Source organism: Pseudomonas aestiva, assembly GCF_039908605.1.
Taxonomy (GTDB): Bacteria; Pseudomonadota; Gammaproteobacteria; order Pseudomonadales; family Pseudomonadaceae; genus Chryseomonas; species Chryseomonas aestiva.
Window position 1 is genome coordinate 397,666 of the sequence record NZ_CP150916.1, and the last position, 17,703, is coordinate 415,368.

A 17,703-nucleotide genomic window follows, 5' to 3' on the forward strand; every position below is an offset into this window, starting at 1 on the left:
GGCGATTTCCTCACAGGCTGCAGGACACACAGCCCTGCACCTCGGTGCCTTCCAGGGCGGCCTGGCGCAGGCGGATGTAATAGAGCGTCTTGATGCCCTTCTTCCAGGCATGGATCTGCGCCCGGTTGATGTCGCGGGTGGTGGCGGTGTCGCGGAAGAACAGCGTCAGCGACAGCCCCTGGTCGACATGGCGGGTGGCCTCGGCATAGGTGTCGATGATCTTTTCCGGGCCGATCTCGTAGGCGTCCTGGTAATACTCCTGGTTGTCGTCGGTCAGGTAGGGCGCCGGGTAGTAGACGCGGCCCAGCTTGCCTTCCTTGCGGATCTCCACCTTGGCAACGATGGGGTGGATGCTCGAAGTGGAGTGGTTGATATAGGAGATCGACCCAGTGGGCGGGATGGCCTGGAGGTTGCGGTTGAACAGTCCGTGCTGGATCACCGAGGCCTTGAGTTCCTGCCAATCAGCGCGGGTCGGCAGGCGGATGCCGGCCATCTCGAACAGCTCTGCCACCCGCGGGGTACGCGGGGTGAAGTCGCCCTCGGTGTACTGATCGAAGTACTCGCCACTGGCGTACTTGGAGTCGGCGAAGCCCTGGAAGCTCTGGCCGCGTTCGATGGCCAGGCGATTGGAGGCGCGCACCGCGTGGTAGGTGACGGTGTAGAAGTACAGATTGGTGAAATCCAGGCCTTCCGGCGAGCCGTAGTGGATGTGCTCGCGAGCCAGGTAGCCGTGCAGGTTCATCTGGCCCAGGCCGATGGCGTGGGAGGCGGCGTTGCCGGCGGCCACCGAGGGCACGCAGCGGATGTCGCTCATTTCCGAGACCGCGGTGAGGCCGCGGATGGCGGTCTCCACGGTGCGGCCCAGGTCCGGTGAATCCATGGTGCGGGCGATGTTCAGCGAACCCAGGTTGCAGGAGATGTCCTGGCCGATGTGCTCATAGCCCAGGTCTTCGTCGAAGCGGCTGGGGGTGTTGACCTGGAGGATCTCCGAGCAGAGGTTGCTCATGTTGATGCGTCCGGCGATTGGGTTGGCGCGATTCACCGTGTCTTCGAACATCAGGTAGGGATAGCCGGACTCGAACTGGATCTCCGCCAGGGTCTGGAAGAATTCCCGGGCGTTGATCTTGCGCTTGCGGATGCGCGCATCGGCCACCATCTCCGCGTATTTCTCGCTGACGCTGATATCGGCGAAGGGCACGCCATAGACCCGTTCCACGTCATAGGGCGAGAACAGGTACATGTCGGCATTGCGCTTGGCCAGCTCGAAGGTGATGTCCGGAATGACCACGCCGAGAGACAGGGTCTTGATGCGGATCTTCTCGTCGGCGTTCTCGCGCTTGGTGTCGAGGAATCTCAGGATGTCCGGGTGATGGGCGTTGAGGTAGACGGCGCCGGCGCCTTGGCGCGAACCCAGCTGGTTGGCATAGGAGAAGGCGTCTTCCAGCAGCTTCATGATCGGGATGATGCCCGAGGACTGGTTCTCGATGCGCTTGATCGGCGCCCCGACCTCGCGCACGTTGCTCAGCAGGAAGGCCACGCCACCGCCACGCTTGGACAGCTGCAGCGCCGAATTCACCGCGCGGCCGATGGACTCCATGTTGTCTTCGATGCGCAGGAGGAAGCAGGACACCAGCTCGCCGCGCTGGCGCTTGCCGGCGTTGAGAAAGGTCGGGGTGGCCGGCTGGAAACGGCCGCTGATCATCTCGTCCACCAGGGACTCGGCCAGCTGTTCGTCACCGCGCGCCAGACTCAGGGCAACCATGCACACCCGGTCTTCGTAGCGTTCCAGGTAGCGCTGGCCGTCGAAGGTCTTGAGGGTGTAACTGGTGTAGTACTTGAAGGCGCCGAGAAAGCTCTGGAAACGGAATTTGTAGGCATAGGCGCGCTCGAACAGCGCCTTCACGAAGGCCGGCGCGTATTGCTCCAGCACCGCCGCCTCGTAGTAGCCCTTGTCCACCAGATAGCCGAGTTTCTCGTCCAGGTTATGGAAGAACACCGTGTTCTGGTTGACGTGCTGCAGGAAGTACTGCCGCGCCGCCTGGCGGTCCTTGTCGAGTTGCAGCTCGCCGTTGGGACCATAGAGATTGAGCATGGCATTGAGTGCGTGATAGTCCGCGTCGCTGCCGGTCGGGGTCAGGCCTGCCGTTGCCAAAAGTCGTTCACTCCCGTGCGCACCCGGTCGACATCCTCCGTCGTGCCGAGCAATTCGAATTGGTAGAGCAGGGGCACCGCGCATTTCTGGGCGACGATGCGTCCACCCAGGCAGTAGCCCTCGCCGAAGTTGGTGTTGCCGGCGGCAATGACGCCGCGGATCAGGGCGCGATTGTGCGGATCGTTGAGAAAATGAATCACCGGCTTGGGCACCGCGCCCTTCCTGCCCCCACCGCCATAGGTCGGCAAGACCAGGATGTAGGGCTCGCGGGCCTTGAGCGGTTCGGCGGCGGGATCCTGGGGAATGCGCCGCGCCGGCAGCCCGAGTTTCTCGACGAATCTGTGGGTGTTCTCCGAGGTGCTGGAGAAATACAGCAGCTCGCCCATGGCCCCGGCCTCAGGCCACCAGCTGGCCGAGCTTGTCCGGGCGGAAGCCGGCCCAGTGGTCGTTACCGGCCACCACCACCGGCACCTGGCGATAGCCCAGGGATTCCACGGTCTGGCGCGCCTGGGCGTCCTGCTCGATATCCACCACCTGGTAGGTGATGCCCTGACGGTCCAGGGCACGATAGGTGGCGTTGCACTGCACGCAGGCGGGCTTGCTGTAGATGGTGATGGTCATGGCTGACTCCTGTCCGTAGTGGGGCGAATTCAAAGGAAAAAGCCTGTGGCCAGCGGGCATTTGCCGGGGGCACCACGGCTCTTTTCCTTCGAGCGCGGCTTGGGCCTCAAGTTCGGCCCAGATACTACATATGGTGTTTTGTAATTTCTACAACACAACAAGTAGGGTTTTTGATCTGGGTCATGCCTTTGATCTATCGCCCTCGGATGACGGTTTTCGCCAGGCCATGGGCGAAGCGTCAGGTAGCCCCGCAACCCCTGGCACTACCTGCATGGCTTCCCTGCAGACCGCGATCCGTTGTCGCTGCGGCAGGCATGTCGGGCCAGGCGGCGGATTTCTTTCCTGTCTGCCAAGGAGAGCGCCTTTTTGTAGTGCGAAAGTCGACCTGACTACCCTGGCGACTCCCATTCGTCGTCGAACCGCCGCATAATCGGCCTTTCGCTTGCGCCCGGGTCCGTTCACGCATGAGTTCCGCTCGCTATCGCCTCGCTCTCAACGGCTACGGTCGCATCGGTCGTTGCGTGTTGCGTGCGCTGCACGAGCGTGGCGTGGCCACCCAGCTCGCCATCGTCGCCCTAAACGATCTGGCCGACCGGCCCAGCCTGGAATACCTCACCCGCTTCGACTCCACCCATGGCCGCTTTCCCGGCCGGGTCGCGCTGGAGGGTGAGCGCCTGCGCATCGGCGATCAGGCCCTGGAGATCCGCCGCGAAGCTGAGCCCGAGCGGGTGGATTGGCGGGCGCTCGACGTCGATCTGGTGCTGGAATGCTCCGGCGCCTTCAGCACCCGCGCCGAGGCCGGACGCTTTCTCGCCGCCGGTGCGCCGCGGGTGCTGTTCTCCCAGCCCATGGTCAGCGAGACCGACGTGGATGCCACCGTGGTCTACGGGGTCAACCAGCAGACCCTGCGCGGTGACGAGACGCTGGTCTCGAATGCCTCCTGTACCACCAACTGCAGCGTCCCGGTGCTGAAACTTTTGCACGAAACCCTGGGTCTGGAGTACGTCTCCATCACCACGATCCACTCGGCCATGAACGACCAGCCCGTGATCGACGCCTACCATGCCGAAGATCTGCGGCGGACGCGTTCCGCGTTCCAGTCGATCATCCCGGTGGCGACCGGCCTGGCGCGCGGCATCGAACGGCTGCTGCCCGAGCTCGGCGGGCGCATCCAGGCCCGCGCCGTGCGCGTACCCACGGTCAACGTCTCCTGCCTGGACATCACCTGCATCGTCGGCCGCGACACCACGGCGCCCGCCCTCAACACCCTGTTGCGTGACGCCGCCCGGAGCGGTCCCCTGGCCGGGCTGATCGACTACACCGAGTTGCCCCACGCCTCCTGCGATTTCAACCACGATCCCCATTCCGCTATCGTCGATGGCAGCCAGACCCGCGTTTCCGGCCCCCGGCTGGTCAATCTGCTGGTGTGGTTCGACAACGAATGGGGCTTCGCCAACCGCATGCTCGACGTCGCCGGCCATTGGCTGCGCATCGCCAAGCCCACCTGAAACAAGCACAACTAAGGGATTGCCTGTATGTCCGTGTTGAAAATGAGCGACCTCGATCTGAAGGGTAAGCGCGTCCTGATTCGCGAAGACCTCAACGTTCCGGTGAAGGAAGGACAGATCAAGAGCGATGCCCGCCTGGTCGCTGCCCTGCCGACCCTCAAGCTGGCCCTGGAAAAGGGTGCCGCGGTAATCGTCTGCTCGCACCTGGGCCGTCCCACCGAGGGCGAATTCAGCGAGGAAAACAGCCTGGCACCGGTCGCCGCCTATCTGAGCAAGGCTCTGGGTCGTGACGTGCCGCTGGTGAAGGACTATCTGAACGGCGTCCAGGTCGAGCCGGGTCAACTGGTACTGCTGGAGAACGTGCGCTTCAACGTGGGCGAGAAAAAGAACGCCGATGACCTGGCGAAGCACTATGCCGCCCTGTGCGACATCTTCGTCATGGACGCCTTCGGCACCGCCCACCGCGCTGAAGGCTCGACCCACGGCGTGGCCAAGTTCGCCAAGGTTGCCGCGGCCGGTCCGCTGCTGGCCGGCGAGCTGGACGCGCTGGGCAAGGCGCTGGGCAATCCGGCCCGGCCGATGGCGGCCATCGTTGCCGGCTCCAAGGTCTCCACCAAGCTGGACGTGCTCAATTCCCTGGCGCAGATCTGTGACCAGCTGATCGTCGGCGGCGGCATCGCCAACACCTTCCTGGCCGCGGCCGGCTACAAGGTCGGCAAGTCACTGTACGAAGCCGATCTGGTGGACACCGCCAAGGCCATCGCCGCCAAGGTCAGCGTGCCGCTGCCGGTGGACGTGGTGGTCGCCAAGGAATTTGCCGAGACCGCCGAAGCCGTCACCAAGTCGATCAACGACGTGGCCGACGACGACATGATCCTCGACATCGGCCCGGTCAGCGCCCAGCAATTCGCCGACCTGCTCAAATCGGCCAAGACCATCCTCTGGAACGGTCCGGTCGGCGTCTTCGAATTCGACCAGTTCGGCGAAGGCACCCGCACCCTGGCCCAGGCCATCGCCGACAGCGACGCCTTTTCCATTGCCGGCGGTGGCGACACCCTGGCCGCCATCGACAAATACGGCATCGGCGAGAAGGTCTCCTATATCTCCACCGGTGGTGGCGCCTTCCTCGAATTCGTCGAGGGCAAGGTCCTGCCGGCCGTCGAAGTCCTCCAGCAACGCGCCCAGGAGTAATTGCCATGCGTATGCCGCTGCTCGTCTGTTCCGCTGTCCTGATGCTGGCCGGTTGCGCCGGTGGCAATGCCGACAAGGCCTGCGCGGTGTTCGCGCCGCCGCCCGCGGCGGCCGCCACGCCCACGGCGCAGAACGGCGAGCGCGTCGATACGCTCACCGGCAACGCCAGCCGTCCTGCCAGCGGTTGCGCCCAGTGAAGGGGCGCACGCTCGCCCTCGGGCTGCTGGGTCTCGCCCTGCTGGCCGGTTGCGCCGGTCGCGGCGCGCAGCAGACCGGCGGCTGGACCCACTGGGTCTGCGATTCCAAGGCGGCCTTCGACTGGCGCTATGTGGATCGCAGCCAGTCCATCGTCGACCTCAAGCTGGAAGGCGATGGCCTGATCCGCCATCTCAACCGCGAACCGGCCACCGATGGCCAGTCCTATACCGACGGGCTGGTGGCTTTCCACATCCGCGGCGACCAGGGCCTCGTCTACTGGATCGCCAACAACGACCTCATCGGCCGCGGCTGCCGGACGCCTTGAACGGGCGAATGTCAGCTGAACCGATTAATCCAGGGCGGCCAGGGGTCGGCCGCTTGAACCCTGCCAGCCGCTCATGCAGGCTGGCGCCACCACCGCCTTTGTAGGGAGATAATCACCAATGGCACTCGTCAGCATGCGTCAGCTGCTGGATCACGCCGCCGAATTCGGCTACGGCGTTCCGGCCTTCAACGTCAACAACCTCGAGCAGATGCGCGCCATCATGGAAGCCGCCGACAAGACCGATTCGCCGGTCATCGTCCAGGCCTCCGCCGGTGCCCGCAAGTACGCCGGCGCTCCCTTCCTGCGTCATCTGATCCTGGCCGCGGTGGAAGAATTCCCGCACATCCCGGTGGTCATGCACCAGGACCACGGCACCACTCCCGACATCTGCCAGCGCTCGATCCAGCTGGGCTTCTCCTCGGTGATGATGGACGGCTCGCTGATGGCCGACGGCAAGACGCCGTCCGACTACGACTACAACGTGCGCGTCACCCAGCAGACCGTGGCCTTCGCCCATGCCTGCGGCGTGTCCGTGGAAGGCGAGCTGGGTTGCCTGGGCAGCCTGGAAACCGGCATGGCCGGTGAAGAAGACGGCGTGGGCGCCGAAGGCACCCTGGATCACAGCCAGCTGCTGACCGATCCGGAAGAAGCCGCCCAGTTCGTCAAGGCCACCAAGGTCGATGCCCTGGCCATCGCCATCGGCACCAGCCACGGCGCCTACAAGTTCACCAAGCCGCCGACCGGGGACACCCTGTCGATCCAGCGCATCAAGGAAATCCATGCGCGCATCCCGGACACCCATCTGGTCATGCACGGCTCCAGCTCGGTGCCCCAGGAGTGGCTGAAGATCATCAACGAGTACGGTGGCGACATCAAGGAAACCTACGGCGTGCCGGTCGAAGAGATCGTCGAAGGCATCAAGTACGGGGTCCGCAAGGTCAACATCGATACCGACCTGCGTCTGGCGTCCACCGGTGCCATCCGCGAGTTCATGGCCAAGAACCGCAGCGAGTTCGATCCGCGCAAGTACCTGGCCAAGACCGTGACCGCCATGCGCGAAGTCTGCATCGCCCGTTACGAAGCCTTCGGCACCGCCGGCCAGGCCTCCAAGATCAAGCCGATCTCCCTGGATGCCATGTTCGAGCGTTATGCGCGCGGCGAACTGGATCCCAAGGTCAACTGATCCCGGATGTAGAAAAGGCCCCGTAAGGGGCCTTTTTTTCGCCTGCCGATCGCCTGGAGCCCGAACGGCGGCGTGTTACCCCTTACCGCTCGGTTGCGGTCAGGACCTCTTCCATCCAGGCGACCATGGCGGCGCCGTCCATGCCCAGGCAGACCGTTACCAGCGGATTGCCGGACCAGCGCCCGTCCAGGTAGGCGCGACCCTCGGGCGCGAAGAAGGTCTGGCCTTCCGCCAGGCCTTCGGTACCGACGCTGAGATGGCCGCGCGCGGTGTGGAACAGCTCGGGACGGCGCAGGTAGGCGAGGGCGCAGCTGTCATGGGGATGGCAGCCGTCGATGTCCTTTACGCTGCGGTAGAAGTCCGCATAGAAATCATAGCTGCGCGCGAGCACCTCACCGAGGGCGCCCTGGCGCGCCGCGATGCGCTGCAGGCGGGGCGGGTCGAGGACGGCGCGGTGGGTGGCGTCGAGGCCGACCAGGGTCAGCGGCCAGGGCGCGGCGAAGACCCGCGCCGCGGCATGGGGATCGGAAAAGATGTTGGCTTCGGCCACCGGCGTGACGTTGCCCGGCTCGACGATGGCGCCGCCCATCACCACCACCTCGCGGACGCGCTCGGCGACCGTGGGATCCAGCGCCAGGGCGAGGGCCAGGTTGCCCAGCGGCCCGACCGCCACCAGGGTGATCTCACCCGGTCGCAGGCGGGTCTGCTCGACGATGAAACGCGCGGCGTCCAGGGCGTGGGGCGCCTGGCTCGGCGCGGGGAGCTGCTGATTGCCCAGGCCATCCTGGCCATGCACATGCAGGGCATGGTTGCCGGCCGGCTTGACCAGGGGTGCGGCGACACCCGCGGCGACGGGCGTGTCCCGGCCAGCCAGCTCGGTGAGCAGCAGGGCATTGCGGGTCGCCGTGGTGACCGGCACGTTGCCAAAGGTCGTGGTCAGGCCGATCACCTCGAAGGCGGGATCGGCAAACAGCAGGGCGATGGCCTGGGCGTCGTCCACGCCAGGATCGGTATCGAAGATGATGGGAAGGGACAAGAGGCTTTCTCCGGCTCAGATCTCTTCCCAGGCTACCCGAGGGGCGGCGCCCCTTGCTAGCTGGGCAGGTCCAACTCGCCCAATGCATCCGGCTGGTTGCGAAATGCGCGGGCGAAGACCTCGCGATTGCGGGCCATGAACAGACCCAGGTCTTCGCACTGCTTTTCGGCAAGACCGGGTACGGCCTTGTCCAGCACGCTGGCGAGCGACTCGGCCAGCTCCAACATCTTGTCGTGACGATCGGCTTCGGCTTTATCCATGAACAGGCGCTCCGGATCTCGGCTGCTGCGATACAACACTTCGACGGCCATGCGTCACCTCGTTTCTGTATCTGGTTATATATACAGTATTCGGCTTGCGCGGCGATTGCAAGGACTACCGCTCGGCGGTCAGGCGCCAGCCAGTCATGGCAATTTGCCAATCGTTCGACATTTCTGCGTGTCTCTGGAATTGCTTCGGGAAACTTAAGCGCGGAAGCTGGTCTCTGAGTCTGGACCAAACGGGCAGCCCTGCTCGCCATTCTCCGGATCACCTCCGGCTCACGGAACGAGACCGCTCAATGCACGCCTTCCCTATCCGTCTGCGTACTACTGCGCTTGGCCTGTCGTGGCCGACCGAGGTGCGGGCGTGAGTTCGACGCTTATCATCCTGGCCATCACCGTCGCCAGCTTCCTGCTGGGGTTCCTGCGTGACCTGCTGATCGCCCGGCAATTCGGCGTGAGCTGGGAAGCCGACCTGATCTTTGTCGCGCTCATCCTGCCGGTGTTCTTCGAGAGCTTCTTCGGCCTCGCCCTGCGCGATGCCATGATTCCCTATCTGCAACGCATCCGTGACCGCTGCAACGCCCAGTACGAGCAGGTCGGTCGCTGGCTGTACTGGCGCATCGGCCTGTTCGGCCTGCTGCTGTCGGTGATCGGTGTCCTCGCCAGTCCCTGGCTGATGCATGCCCTGGCCCCAGGCTGGAGCGATGAGCAGGTCGAGACCGGCAAGCTGGTCTTCGCCGTCGGCACCCTGCTGATCTGCGTGCAGGCCATCCTCTATTGCCAGGGCGCGCTGCTCAACCTGGATCGCATCTTCATCCTGCCGATGACCCGCACCCTGATGCTCAATCTGGGCGCCATCCTGGCCATCGTCATCCTGCAGCCTAGTGGCATCGCGCTGTTCACCGGCATGCTGCTGCCCCAGGTGCTGCTGATCGTCATCCAGCACCGGCGGCTGGGCTATCTCAGCCAGCGCTCGGTAGCCTTCGAGAAGCCCGAGGGCAGTCCCTTCGCCGTGACCTTCGCGCCGGTGCTGCTCGCCGCCGGCGCTCAGCAGGGCTGCATGCTGGCGGAGCGCTTCTTCGCCTCGCTGCTGGCCGAGGGCAATATCACCATGCTGTCCTTCTCCTACCGCATCGTGACCATTCCGCTGACGCTCTATGCGCTGTCCATCCTGGCGATGATCTTTCCCGAGCTGACCCGCAGTTGGAACGAGGGCAATGTCGACAAGTACAGCGCGCTGATGCGCAAGGCGCTGCTCGGCACCCTGCTGTTCCTGGTGCCGGCCGCCGTGGTGCTGTTCAGCTATTCGGAGCCGGTGGTCAAGGTGCTGCTGGAGCGCGGAGCCTTTGGCGCCGAGCAGAGCGCGGCGACCGCGACCCTGGTGGTGGCCTATGCCCTCGGCCTGCCCTGGATGGGCCTGGCCCTGCTGTGGGGGCGTGCCCTGCTGTCGCAGCAGCGCGCCCGCACCTTCCTCTATACCACCCTGGCCAGCTCCTTCATCACCGTGGCACTGGACGCAGCTGTGTACCAGCCGTTCGGCGCCCAGGGGCTGGCCTATTCCTTTACCACCGGGGCCTTCCTGCAGGCCGTGTTCATGGCGCTGGCGCTTTATCGCCACGCCCTGGCCGGACTGCACCTGTCGCTGCTGCTGCGCTGGTTCAGCGCCGGCAGTGCGGTGGCCCTGCTGACTTTCCTGTTGCCCAAGCCGGTCGACCTGCTGGAGCTGATCGTCAGCATCAGCGTGGCGATGCTGGGGTTCCTGGTGCTATTGCTGGCGCTGGGCGAACGTGACCTGTTCCGCCGCGGCTATTGGGCGCGCGGTGCTGACGGTGCGGGGCGCGCAGAACCGACGAGTTGAACCGCCGTCACTGTACGGCTAGGAAAAAGGTGGCGATCTGCGGCCATTGGTCGCTATCTGTTACGAAGTCATGAATTTTTGATTTGGCTTCGAGTCGCACGGAAAGATTGATCCCAGTCATAGAATTTCTGATGGAAGCGGTTTTTCCATTTGCAAGAGATCGGACACGCAGTTGGGGTCGGCACTTCGCATGGTGGTCTTGCTCGCCACCGACATTCTCTTTGAAAGGAATCGATCCTATGTCCTCCCAATCCCCTGTCACCCGTATCGGCATCGTCGGTACCGGCATGATCTCGCGCTGCCTGGCCCGGCTCATCAGCCGTCACTATGACGACATGACCGTGACCCGCGTCCTGACCCGCCGGCCCATCGCCACGGTTACCGACTATCCGCTGACCGAGGCGCTCACCCAGTCGGTGGCGGATCTCGTCGATCATTGCGATCTGCTGGTGGAATGCAGTGGCGACCCCTACCACGGTACCGAGATCATCGAGCGCGCCTTCGAGGCCGGCATCAAGGTGGTCACCATCAATGCCGAACTGCAGGTGACGACCGGTTCCTACCTGGCCGGCAAGGGTTTCCTGACCGAGGCCGAGGGCGACCAGCCGGGTTCGCTGGCGGCACTGCACGAAGAAGCCGTGCAGATGGGCTTCAAGCCGCTGGTCTACGGCAACATGAAGGGCTATCTGAACCATAATCCGACGCCGGAAGACATGGCCTACTGGTCCGCGCGCCAGGGCACCAGCGTCGACCAGACCACCTCCTTCACCGATGGCACCAAGGTGCAGATCGAGCAGGTGGTGGTGGGCAACAACTATGGCGCCACCATCACCCGCCAGGGTCTGGAAGGCCTCAACTCGACCAACCTGCAGGACAGCGCGAACATCCTGGCGCAGATGGCCGAGCAACTGGGCACGCCCATCGTCGACTACGTGATCCCGAGCGGCTACTCCGCGGGTGGCGTCTTCGTCGTCGGTCGTCATGACGAAGACCAGGCCGGTGCCATCGAATACTTCAAGCTGGGCAAGGGTCCGTACTATGTCCTGGTACGCCCCTTCCACCTGTGCTCCCTGGAAGTCGGCAAGACCCTGCGTCGCGTGATCGCCGGCGGCAAGATCCTGCTCAACAACTCCACCACGCCGACCCTGAGCGTGGCCGCCATCATGAAGAAGCCCATGGCGGCTGGCGACATCATCGAGCGCGGCATCGGTGGCTACAGCGTGCGCGGCGAAGCGGTGAAGATCGCCGAGTGCCCGGATCACCTGCCGATCGGCCTGCTCAAGCACAGCGTGCTGAAGCGGGCCATGGAGCCGGGTCAGATCGTCACCTTCGACGACGTCGAACTGACGCCCAGCCGCGCCCTGGACATCGTCCTGCAGCAGCACCGTGAGGCGATCCATCGCCAGCTGCTGGAAACCCAGCTGAGCGAGGCGACCTGGAACGCAACGGCCGATCTGGCACCGGTGGCACTGCCCAAGGCGGTAGGGGCGGTCCTGTCCTGATTCCGCTGACGCGGAAAGCGAAGGGGCCCTGAGGGCCCCTTTTTCATTGCCCGCCGTTGGCGGCGGCGCGGAGGCGGGCGACGGTCGCGGGCAATTCGTCCATGTGGGCGATCAGGGCGGTGACGCCCAGGGCGCTCAGGGTCTCGCCGTGGCTCGGCGGAATATGGCTGGCGCCGGTGAAGCCGATGACGCGCATGCCGGCGGCCAGGGCCGCACGCACGCCGGTGGCGCTGTCTTCGATCACCAGGCAGCGCTCTGGCGCGACGCCCAGGGTCCTGGCCGCGAGCAGATAGACATCGGGTGCCGGCTTGGGCTGGGCGACCATGTCGGCGCTGAAGATGTGGCCCGCTACCCGCGCCACCAGATCGGCCCGGCGGACCGAGGATTCGACGCTGTGCCTGAGGCTGTTGGAGGCAACCGCCAGCGGCAGGTCGATGCTCTCCAGGGCCCGCTTCACCCCGGGAATGGGCTCGACGCTGGTGGCGATCAGCGTTTCCGCCTGGGCGCGCAGGTCGCTGAACAGTGCCGGCGGCAGGGTGATGCCGAAGCGCTGTTCGACCAGGGCGAAGATATCCCGGGTGGTCAGGCCGAAGGTGCCGTGCAGCAGGGCCTCGAGTTCAGCGCGCGGTGCATGGGCGGCCAGGCCGTCGAGGACGACCCGTTCGGCGAGGACTTCACTGTCGACCAGCACGCCATCGCAATCGCTGATCAGCAGTTCCACAGGGGTGACGTTCATCGGTATTCCTTGCAGGGGGATTTCAGGGCGGAGCAACGGGCCCGAGGCCTTTCGAGAGCTACGCCAGACTGCGGCGAGGCAGTCTGGCTGCGGTTTTGCAGGGCTGTCCGGGTGGTCGAAAACCGGCTCGACAGTACCTTGCGCGAGGTGACAAAACAGCCCTTGTCAAAAAGGATTTCGCCCTCCGGAGGGTAATCGCTTTCCAGAAAAATATGGCGTAGAGTTCGAGAACTGTGTTTGCTTGGGTCGCCGTCGATCGTGACCTGAGGCGGTAGGCTCTTCGTCCACCCCTTGCTGCTCGATTCTTGTTACTCCTTGCAACTCAGTACCGGGCGTCTGGTCAATGCAACGCATTACCGCGCCAGCCAGTGTCAATAACAAACTCGTGCTTCCAAGGAGCAACACCCGTCATGTCGAATCGTCAGAACGGTACCGTCAAGTGGTTCAACGAAACCAAAGGCTATGGCTTCATCACTCCCGAGAGCGGTCCGGACGTGTTCGTGCACTTCCGCGCCATCGAAGGCACTGGTTTCAAGACCCTGGCTGAAGGTCAGAAGGTCAGCTTCGAAGTCGTGCAAGGCCAGAAGGGCATGCAGGCAGAGCGCGTACAGGTCGTCTGACACCTGACAGCGCCCGAAGCTCACGAAAAACCCCGGCCAGGCCGGGGTTTTTCGTTTCTGCCGGTTGGACCGGCGCGGCCGGCCGCCTCACTCCACGTTCTGCGCGCTCTTTTCCGGCTCGGCCGCCAGCGGCTTAACCCGCCGGCCGGTCTCGCGCGAGGCCTGCAGGAAGATCGCCGCCGCCAGCATCGACAGGGCGCCGACGCTGAGAAAGGTCGCGCGAAAGGCGGACAGCACCTCGGTGTCCCCATAGTCGTCCTGGAAACCGCCCAGCAGGGCGGCGGCGCATGCGACGCCAAAGCTCATGGCCAGTTGCATCACCACCGACAGCAGGCTGTTGCCGCTGGCTGCCTGCTGGTCGTGCAGGTCGATGAGGGTGATGGTGTTCATGGCGGTGAACTGCATAGAGTTCACCGCGCCGAGGATACCCAGGTGGATGAGCAGCCAGACGAAGGGCGTGCCAGGGCCGATCAGGGCGAGGCTGGCGATCAGGCACCCCAGCAGCAGGGTGTTGCCCACCAGCAGGCGCCGATAGCCGAGCCGCCCGATCAGCGGGCCGGCGATGGGCTTGGCCAGCATCGCCGATAGCGCCAGGGGCATCATCAGCAGACCGGCCTGGGTCGGCGAATAGCCGAGGCCCACCTGGAACAGCAGCGGGATGAGAAAGGGCAGGGCGCCACTGCCGAGGCGAGCGAAGAGATTGCCGAAGATGCCCACCGCGAAGCTGCGGATGCGAAACAGCTCGGCGGAGAACAGCGGCTGGTCGTGGTGCAGGGCGCGCAACCAGTAGGCGACCATGCAGGCCATGCCGCCCATCAGCAGCAGCACCACCCGCACATGGGGCAGGTGCAGTTCGCCGAGGCCTTCCAGGGCGACGCTGATGAGGATCATGGAGGTGCCGAAGAGCAGGAAGCCCAGGCCGTCGAAGCGTTGCGGGAGGGGGCTGCGCAGATCCGGCAGCAGGCGGCGGGTGGCCAGGCAGCCGAGGATGCCCACCGGCAGGTTGATCAGGAAGATCCAGTGCCAGGACACGGCTTCCACCAGCCAGCCGCCCAGTGCCGGGCCCGCCAGGGGACCGATCAGGCCGGGAATGGTGATGAAGCTGAGGATGCGCACCAGCTCGCTGCGCGGATAGACGCGCAGGATCACCAGGCGCCCCACCGGCAGCATCAGCGAACCCCCGAGTCCCTGGATCACCCGGGCGGCGATCAGCAGGTTGAGGCTGGGCGCCAGGGCGCAAAGCAGCGAGCCAAAGGTGAAGAGGGCGATGGCGGTGAAGAAGACGCGGCGACTGCCGAAGCGATCGGAGATCCAGCCGGAGGCCGGAATCAGCAGCGCGACGGTGAGCAGGTAGGCGATCACCACCCCCTGCATGCGCAGCGGATTCTCGCCGAGGTCGGCGGCCATGCGCGGCAGGGCGGTGTTGACGATGGTCGCGTCCAGCGACTGCATGAAGAAGGCGACGGCGATCAGCCAGGGAAGCCAGCGGGTCGTGGTGGTATCCAGCGTCGGGGTGGGCATGGGAGATCCTTGTCGAGACAGCCGACTACCCGCTCTCTGACTGTCTGCACGCGGCAGGGTGCCCCGCTCGATCAGCGCGAGCGGGAATCTAGCAGCGCCTCGATCCGCTGGTCCTTCTCTGCCCAGAGCGTGCTGACCCACTGCTGGAAGCCTGCGCGAAATTCCGCATCTTCGCTGTAGTCACCCGCCCAGCGCGCCGGATCCAGAGGTCGCGCGCGAATATCGATGATAACGCGTTTGACGCGTCCGCAGAGCAGGTCCCAGAAGCCGGGCACGCGACCGTCCGGATAGACCAGGGTGACATCCAGCAGGGTGTCCAGCTGCTCGCCCATGGCGGCGAGGACGAAGGCCATGCCGCCGGCCTTGGGCTTGAGCAGGTGGCGATAGGGCGAGTGCTGCTCGGCATGCTTGGCGGCGGTGAAGCGCGTGCCTTCCAGGTAATTGACGATGGTCACTGGCTGGCGGCGGAATTTCTCGCAGGCGCGGCGGGTGATGGCCAGGTCCGCGCCCTTGAGTTCCGGGCGGCGGGCCAGCTGGGCGCGGGTGTATCTCTTCATGAAGGGGTAATCCAGGCCCCACCAGGCGAGCCCCAGAAAGGGCACCCAGATGAGCTCCTTCTTCAGGAAGAACTTGAAGTAGGGCACCTTGCCGTTGAAGGTCTCGATGAGCGCGGGGATGTCGACCCAGGATTGGTGGTTGCAGATGACCAGGTAGGAGCTGTCGCGGTTGAGCGTCTCGGTGCCGCGGATGTCCCAGGCGGTAGGGGTGAGCCGAGCGAAGATGACCTTGTTGATCTCGGCCCAGGTCTCGGCGATGGCGGTGACCACCCGGGAGCAGAGGTCGCGCAGCGCAACGATGGGCAGCAGCTTGATCAGGGCGAAGGCCAGCAGCGGACCGATCATGACCAGGGTGTTCAGCAGGAGCAGCGCAGAGACGGTGATACCGGTCAGGAGGTGCATGGATTCTCTCGTCTAGAACTTGGGGCGATAGTCTTTGGCGTGACATAGCATTTTGCGATCATCTGCTCTGGATGGCTGCTGCCGATCAGCTGCGAAGTGAACGCCATGCTCAAGAAGGTTACCAGTGCCGAGGTCTGCCTCGGCATGTACATCCACAGATTCGAAGGCAGCTGGATCGACCATCCGTTCTGGAAGGCGCGGTTCCTGCTCCAGGAACCGCGCGACCTGCAGAAGATCCAGGACAGCGCCGTGACCGCGGTGTGGATCGATATCGCGAAAGGGCTGGATTGCCCGCCGCCAGCGGAGTGCCCGCCCGCGGTGGATCCGGTGCTGCTCTCCGAGCCCGTCGCCGCGCCGGCCATTGCTCCCGAGGTGCCCCCAGTCGCCGCTCCGGTCCCGGTTGTCGGCACCGCGCCAGGCGCCGCCCTGAGCTGTCCGCAGGAAATGGCCCAGGCTTCCGCCGTGAGCGCCCACGCCAAGCAGGAGGTGGCGCGGCTGTTCCAGGACGTGCGCCTGGGCCAGGCCATCGAGCTGAGCGAGGTGGCGACCGTGGTCGAGCAGATCTCGGCGTCGGTGCTGCGGCATCCCACGGCGCTGATCAGCCTGACGCGGCTGCGCACGGCCGACGAGTATACCTATATCCATTCGGTGTCGGTCTGTGCCCTCATGACGGCGGTGGCACGGCAGATGGAGCTGCCGGCGGACCAGGTGCAACTGGCTGGCCAGGCCGGCCTGCTGCATGACGTGGGCAAGATGCGCACCCCTCTCGAGGTGCTCAACAAGCCGGGCAAGCTGACCGAGGAGGAATTCGCCGTGATGCAGCGGCATCCCGCGGAGGGCGTCGCCCTGCTGCAGCAGTGGGGTGCGACCGCGGAGGTCATCGACGTCTGCCTGCACCATCATGAGAAATTCGATGGCAGCGGCTATCCCCATGGCCTGGCCGGTACGCAGATCAGTCTGCTGTCACGCATCGCCGCGGTCTGCGACGTCTACGACGCCATCTCCTCGACCCGGCCCTACAAGACCGCCTGGAGTCCCGCCGAAGCGATCCGGCGCATGGCGGAGTGGAAGGGGCATTTCGATCCGCGGGTGTTCCAGGCCTTCGTCAAGACGCTGGGCATCTATCCGATCGGTTCCCTGGTCCGACTGAGCAACGAGCAGCTGGCGGTGGTGGTCGAGCAGCACCCGGACAGCCTGCTGACCCCGCAGGTGCGGGTGTTCTTTTCCGCCCGCTCGCGTACCCCGCTGCCGCAGCGGCTGCTGGATCTCGCCCGGCCACCCGCCGATGAGCGCATCGTGCGGCGGGAGGATCCGGAGGAGTGGGGTTTTCGCAACCTGGAGCGGCTCTGGCAGCAGGCCTAGCGCCGGCTCAGGGGCGGGTCGTCTGCAGCGAGGGGCGCTCGCCGGTACGGGCGTACCAGGCGGCGATGCGCGGGCAGTCGCTGCGCCAGGCGAAGGTGGGGATGCGGAAGTCCAGATAGCCCAGCAGGCAGGCCATGCCCAGGCAGGCCACGTCGAATTCGCCGTCCAGCTCGGCGATCGCCTCGCGCTCGAAGTAGTCCAGCGCCCGGGCGATCTTCTCCTGCTGGTTGTCCAGCCAGAGCTTCCACTGCATGCCCGGCGGGCGCATGAAGCTCTCGTAGCGGATCTGCACCGCGGCTTCCATCATGGCGTCGCACAGCGAAGCCAGGGTCAGGCGGCGCCAGCGCTCCGGACCCTGGCGCGGGATCAGCGGGGTGCGCTCGTGCAGGGTGTCCAGGTAGTCGAGGATGACGCGACTGTCGTGCAGGCAGGTGCCATCGGCCAGGCGCAAGGCGGGAATCTTGCCAGCCGGATTGGTATCGAGAACATCGCGATTGGGATTGAGCGGCGTCTGCTGGACGATTTCCACTTCCACCTGCTCGATCAGGTCCGTCTCGTGGAGCATCACCACGACTTTGCGACCGAAGGGCGAGGCGGGAGTGTGGTACAGGATCATGGACATGGGCCGGGCTCTCCAGAATGCAGGACTGCATTCGCTTGTGGCGAAT

The 17,703-nt window shown here is 65.0% G+C and carries 18 protein-coding genes; 9 read left to right on the forward strand and 9 right to left on the reverse strand.

All coding sequences use genetic code 11. The features are described from left to right. Nucleotides 1-10 precede the first annotated feature (10 nt). The 3 genes from nrdE to nrdH are packed head-to-tail and all read right to left on the reverse strand — an operon-like array spanning nt 11 to nt 2,773. A complete protein-coding gene (gene nrdE / locus AABM56_RS01820) occupies nt 11-2,152 on the reverse strand; it encodes a class 1b ribonucleoside-diphosphate reductase subunit alpha (protein WP_133860519.1) in 2,142 nt (713 codons plus the stop codon). Continuing rightward, complete coding sequence (nrdI, locus tag AABM56_RS01825) at nt 2,134-2,538, reverse strand: class Ib ribonucleoside-diphosphate reductase assembly flavoprotein NrdI (RefSeq protein WP_133860520.1); 405 nt, start codon at nt 2,536-2,538, stop codon at nt 2,134-2,136. The genes nrdE and nrdI overlap by 19 nt, the downstream gene beginning before the upstream one ends. Before the next feature lie 10 nt (nt 2,539-2,548). Beyond that, nucleotides 2,549-2,773, reverse strand: a complete 225-nt coding sequence (nrdH, locus tag AABM56_RS01830; RefSeq protein WP_133860521.1) for a glutaredoxin-like protein NrdH — start codon at nt 2,771-2,773, stop codon at nt 2,549-2,551. Between the two features lie 464 nt (nt 2,774-3,237). Here nrdH and epd point away from each other — a divergent pair, with 464 nt between their 5' ends. The 5 genes from epd to fba all read left to right on the forward strand — a co-directional run bounded on the left by epd (nt 3,238) and on the right by fba (nt 7,178). Further along, nucleotides 3,238-4,281, forward strand: coding sequence for an erythrose-4-phosphate dehydrogenase (epd, locus tag AABM56_RS01835; protein WP_133860522.1), 1,044 nt, complete (start codon nt 3,238-3,240; stop codon nt 4,279-4,281). Between the two features lie 27 nt (nt 4,282-4,308). After that, complete coding sequence (locus tag AABM56_RS01840; protein WP_133860523.1) at nt 4,309-5,472, forward strand: phosphoglycerate kinase; 1,164 nt, start codon at nt 4,309-4,311, stop codon at nt 5,470-5,472. Between the two features lie 5 nt (nt 5,473-5,477). Next, on the forward strand, nt 5,478-5,669 hold the full coding sequence (locus tag AABM56_RS01845) for a hypothetical protein (protein ID WP_133860524.1): 192 nt from the start codon (nt 5,478-5,480) through the stop codon (nt 5,667-5,669). Continuing rightward, nucleotides 5,666-5,995, forward strand: coding sequence for an MliC family protein (locus AABM56_RS01850; RefSeq protein ID WP_133860525.1), 330 nt, complete (start codon nt 5,666-5,668; stop codon nt 5,993-5,995). The genes AABM56_RS01845 and AABM56_RS01850 overlap by 4 nt, the downstream gene beginning before the upstream one ends. A gap of 118 nt (nt 5,996-6,113) precedes the next feature. After that, nucleotides 6,114-7,178, forward strand: coding sequence for a class II fructose-bisphosphate aldolase (gene fba / locus AABM56_RS01855; RefSeq protein ID WP_059316498.1), 1,065 nt, complete (start codon nt 6,114-6,116; stop codon nt 7,176-7,178). An 82-nt stretch (nt 7,179-7,260) separates the two neighbouring features. Here fba and AABM56_RS01860 read toward each other — a convergent pair whose 3' ends face one another. Both AABM56_RS01860 and AABM56_RS01865 read right to left on the reverse strand, forming a co-directional pair. Further along, complete coding sequence (locus AABM56_RS01860; protein ID WP_133860526.1) at nt 7,261-8,214, reverse strand: nucleoside hydrolase; 954 nt, start codon at nt 8,212-8,214, stop codon at nt 7,261-7,263. Nucleotides 8,215-8,270: 56 nt separating this feature from the next. After that, on the reverse strand, nt 8,271-8,525 hold the full coding sequence (locus tag AABM56_RS01865; RefSeq protein WP_007161283.1) for a YebG family protein: 255 nt from the start codon (nt 8,523-8,525) through the stop codon (nt 8,271-8,273). Between the two features lie 316 nt (nt 8,526-8,841). Between AABM56_RS01865 and AABM56_RS01870 the strand changes: the two genes are divergently transcribed. Both AABM56_RS01870 and AABM56_RS01875 read left to right on the forward strand, forming a co-directional pair. Then, a complete protein-coding gene (locus AABM56_RS01870) occupies nt 8,842-10,335 on the forward strand; it encodes a lipid II flippase MurJ (RefSeq protein ID WP_347883808.1) in 1,494 nt (497 codons plus the stop codon). Between the two features lie 287 nt (nt 10,336-10,622). After that, nucleotides 10,623-11,837 carry an NAD(P)-dependent oxidoreductase gene (locus AABM56_RS01875; RefSeq protein WP_178083894.1) on the forward strand — a complete coding sequence of 405 codons (1,215 nt, stop codon included), beginning with the start codon at nt 10,623-10,625 and terminating at the stop codon, nt 11,835-11,837. Nucleotides 11,838-11,880: 43 nt separating this feature from the next. On the opposite strand, the gene AABM56_RS01880 is transcribed toward AABM56_RS01875, so the two are convergent. Beyond that, nucleotides 11,881-12,573, reverse strand: a complete 693-nt coding sequence (locus AABM56_RS01880) for an HAD family phosphatase (RefSeq protein ID WP_133860529.1) — start codon at nt 12,571-12,573, stop codon at nt 11,881-11,883. 410 nt (nt 12,574-12,983) lie between these two features. Between AABM56_RS01880 and AABM56_RS01885 the strand changes: the two genes are divergently transcribed. Continuing rightward, nucleotides 12,984-13,193 (forward strand): cold-shock protein, encoded by a 210-nt coding sequence (locus AABM56_RS01885; protein WP_133860530.1) that lies wholly within the window; start codon nt 12,984-12,986, stop codon nt 13,191-13,193. An 87-nt stretch (nt 13,194-13,280) separates the two neighbouring features. On the opposite strand, the gene mdtD is transcribed toward AABM56_RS01885, so the two are convergent. Together mdtD and AABM56_RS01895 are read right to left on the reverse strand one after the other, a co-directional pair. After that, nucleotides 13,281-14,714 (reverse strand): multidrug transporter subunit MdtD, encoded by a 1,434-nt coding sequence (gene mdtD / locus AABM56_RS01890; RefSeq protein WP_133860531.1) that lies wholly within the window; start codon nt 14,712-14,714, stop codon nt 13,281-13,283. Nucleotides 14,715-14,785: 71 nt separating this feature from the next. Next, nucleotides 14,786-15,673: an acyltransferase gene (locus AABM56_RS01895; protein ID WP_133860532.1), complete on the reverse strand. Its 888-nt coding sequence runs from the start codon at nt 15,671-15,673 to the stop codon at nt 14,786-14,788. Nucleotides 15,674-15,778: 105 nt separating this feature from the next. On the opposite strand from AABM56_RS01895, the gene AABM56_RS01900 reads away from it, so the two are divergent. Beyond that, a complete protein-coding gene (locus AABM56_RS01900) occupies nt 15,779-17,035 on the forward strand; it encodes an HD-GYP domain-containing protein (RefSeq protein ID WP_263259103.1) in 1,257 nt (418 codons plus the stop codon). Nucleotides 17,036-17,042: 7 nt separating this feature from the next. Here the strand turns inward: AABM56_RS01900 and AABM56_RS01905 are convergent, their stop codons facing one another. Beyond that, on the reverse strand, nt 17,043-17,657 hold the full coding sequence (locus AABM56_RS01905) for a glutathione S-transferase family protein (protein WP_133860534.1): 615 nt from the start codon (nt 17,655-17,657) through the stop codon (nt 17,043-17,045). Nucleotides 17,658-17,703 lie beyond the last annotated feature (46 nt).

Bases quoted from the DNA above. Each gene is read 5' to 3' on its own strand.
- fba (WP_059316498.1), top strand. From the start codon at position 6,114: ATGGCACTCGTCAGCATGCGTCAGCTGCTGGATCACGCCGCCGAATTC.
- AABM56_RS01900 (WP_263259103.1), top strand. From the start codon at position 15,779: ATGCTCAAGAAGGTTACCAGTGCCGAGGTCTGCCTCGGCATGTACATC.
- AABM56_RS01845 (WP_133860524.1), top strand. From the start codon at position 5,478: ATGCGTATGCCGCTGCTCGTCTGTTCCGCTGTCCTGATGCTGGCCGGT.
- AABM56_RS01875 (WP_178083894.1), top strand. From the start codon at position 10,623: ATGATCTCGCGCTGCCTGGCCCGGCTCATCAGCCGTCACTATGACGAC.
- AABM56_RS01840 (WP_133860523.1), top strand. From the start codon at position 4,309: ATGTCCGTGTTGAAAATGAGCGACCTCGATCTGAAGGGTAAGCGCGTC.
- AABM56_RS01865 (WP_007161283.1), bottom strand. From the start codon at position 8,525: ATGGCCGTCGAAGTGTTGTATCGCAGCAGCCGAGATCCGGAGCGCCTG.
- AABM56_RS01905 (WP_133860534.1), bottom strand. From the start codon at position 17,657: ATGTCCATGATCCTGTACCACACTCCCGCCTCGCCCTTCGGTCGCAAA.
- nrdH (WP_133860521.1), bottom strand. From the start codon at position 2,773: ATGACCATCACCATCTACAGCAAGCCCGCCTGCGTGCAGTGCAACGCC.
- epd (WP_133860522.1), top strand. From the start codon at position 3,238: ATGAGTTCCGCTCGCTATCGCCTCGCTCTCAACGGCTACGGTCGCATC.
- nrdI (WP_133860520.1), bottom strand. From the start codon at position 2,538: ATGGGCGAGCTGCTGTATTTCTCCAGCACCTCGGAGAACACCCACAGA.
- AABM56_RS01895 (WP_133860532.1), bottom strand. From the start codon at position 15,673: ATGCACCTCCTGACCGGTATCACCGTCTCTGCGCTGCTCCTGCTGAAC.
- AABM56_RS01880 (WP_133860529.1), bottom strand. From the start codon at position 12,573: ATGAACGTCACCCCTGTGGAACTGCTGATCAGCGATTGCGATGGCGTG.
- mdtD (WP_133860531.1), bottom strand. From the start codon at position 14,714: ATGCCCACCCCGACGCTGGATACCACCACGACCCGCTGGCTTCCCTGG.
- AABM56_RS01885 (WP_133860530.1), top strand. From the start codon at position 12,984: ATGTCGAATCGTCAGAACGGTACCGTCAAGTGGTTCAACGAAACCAAA.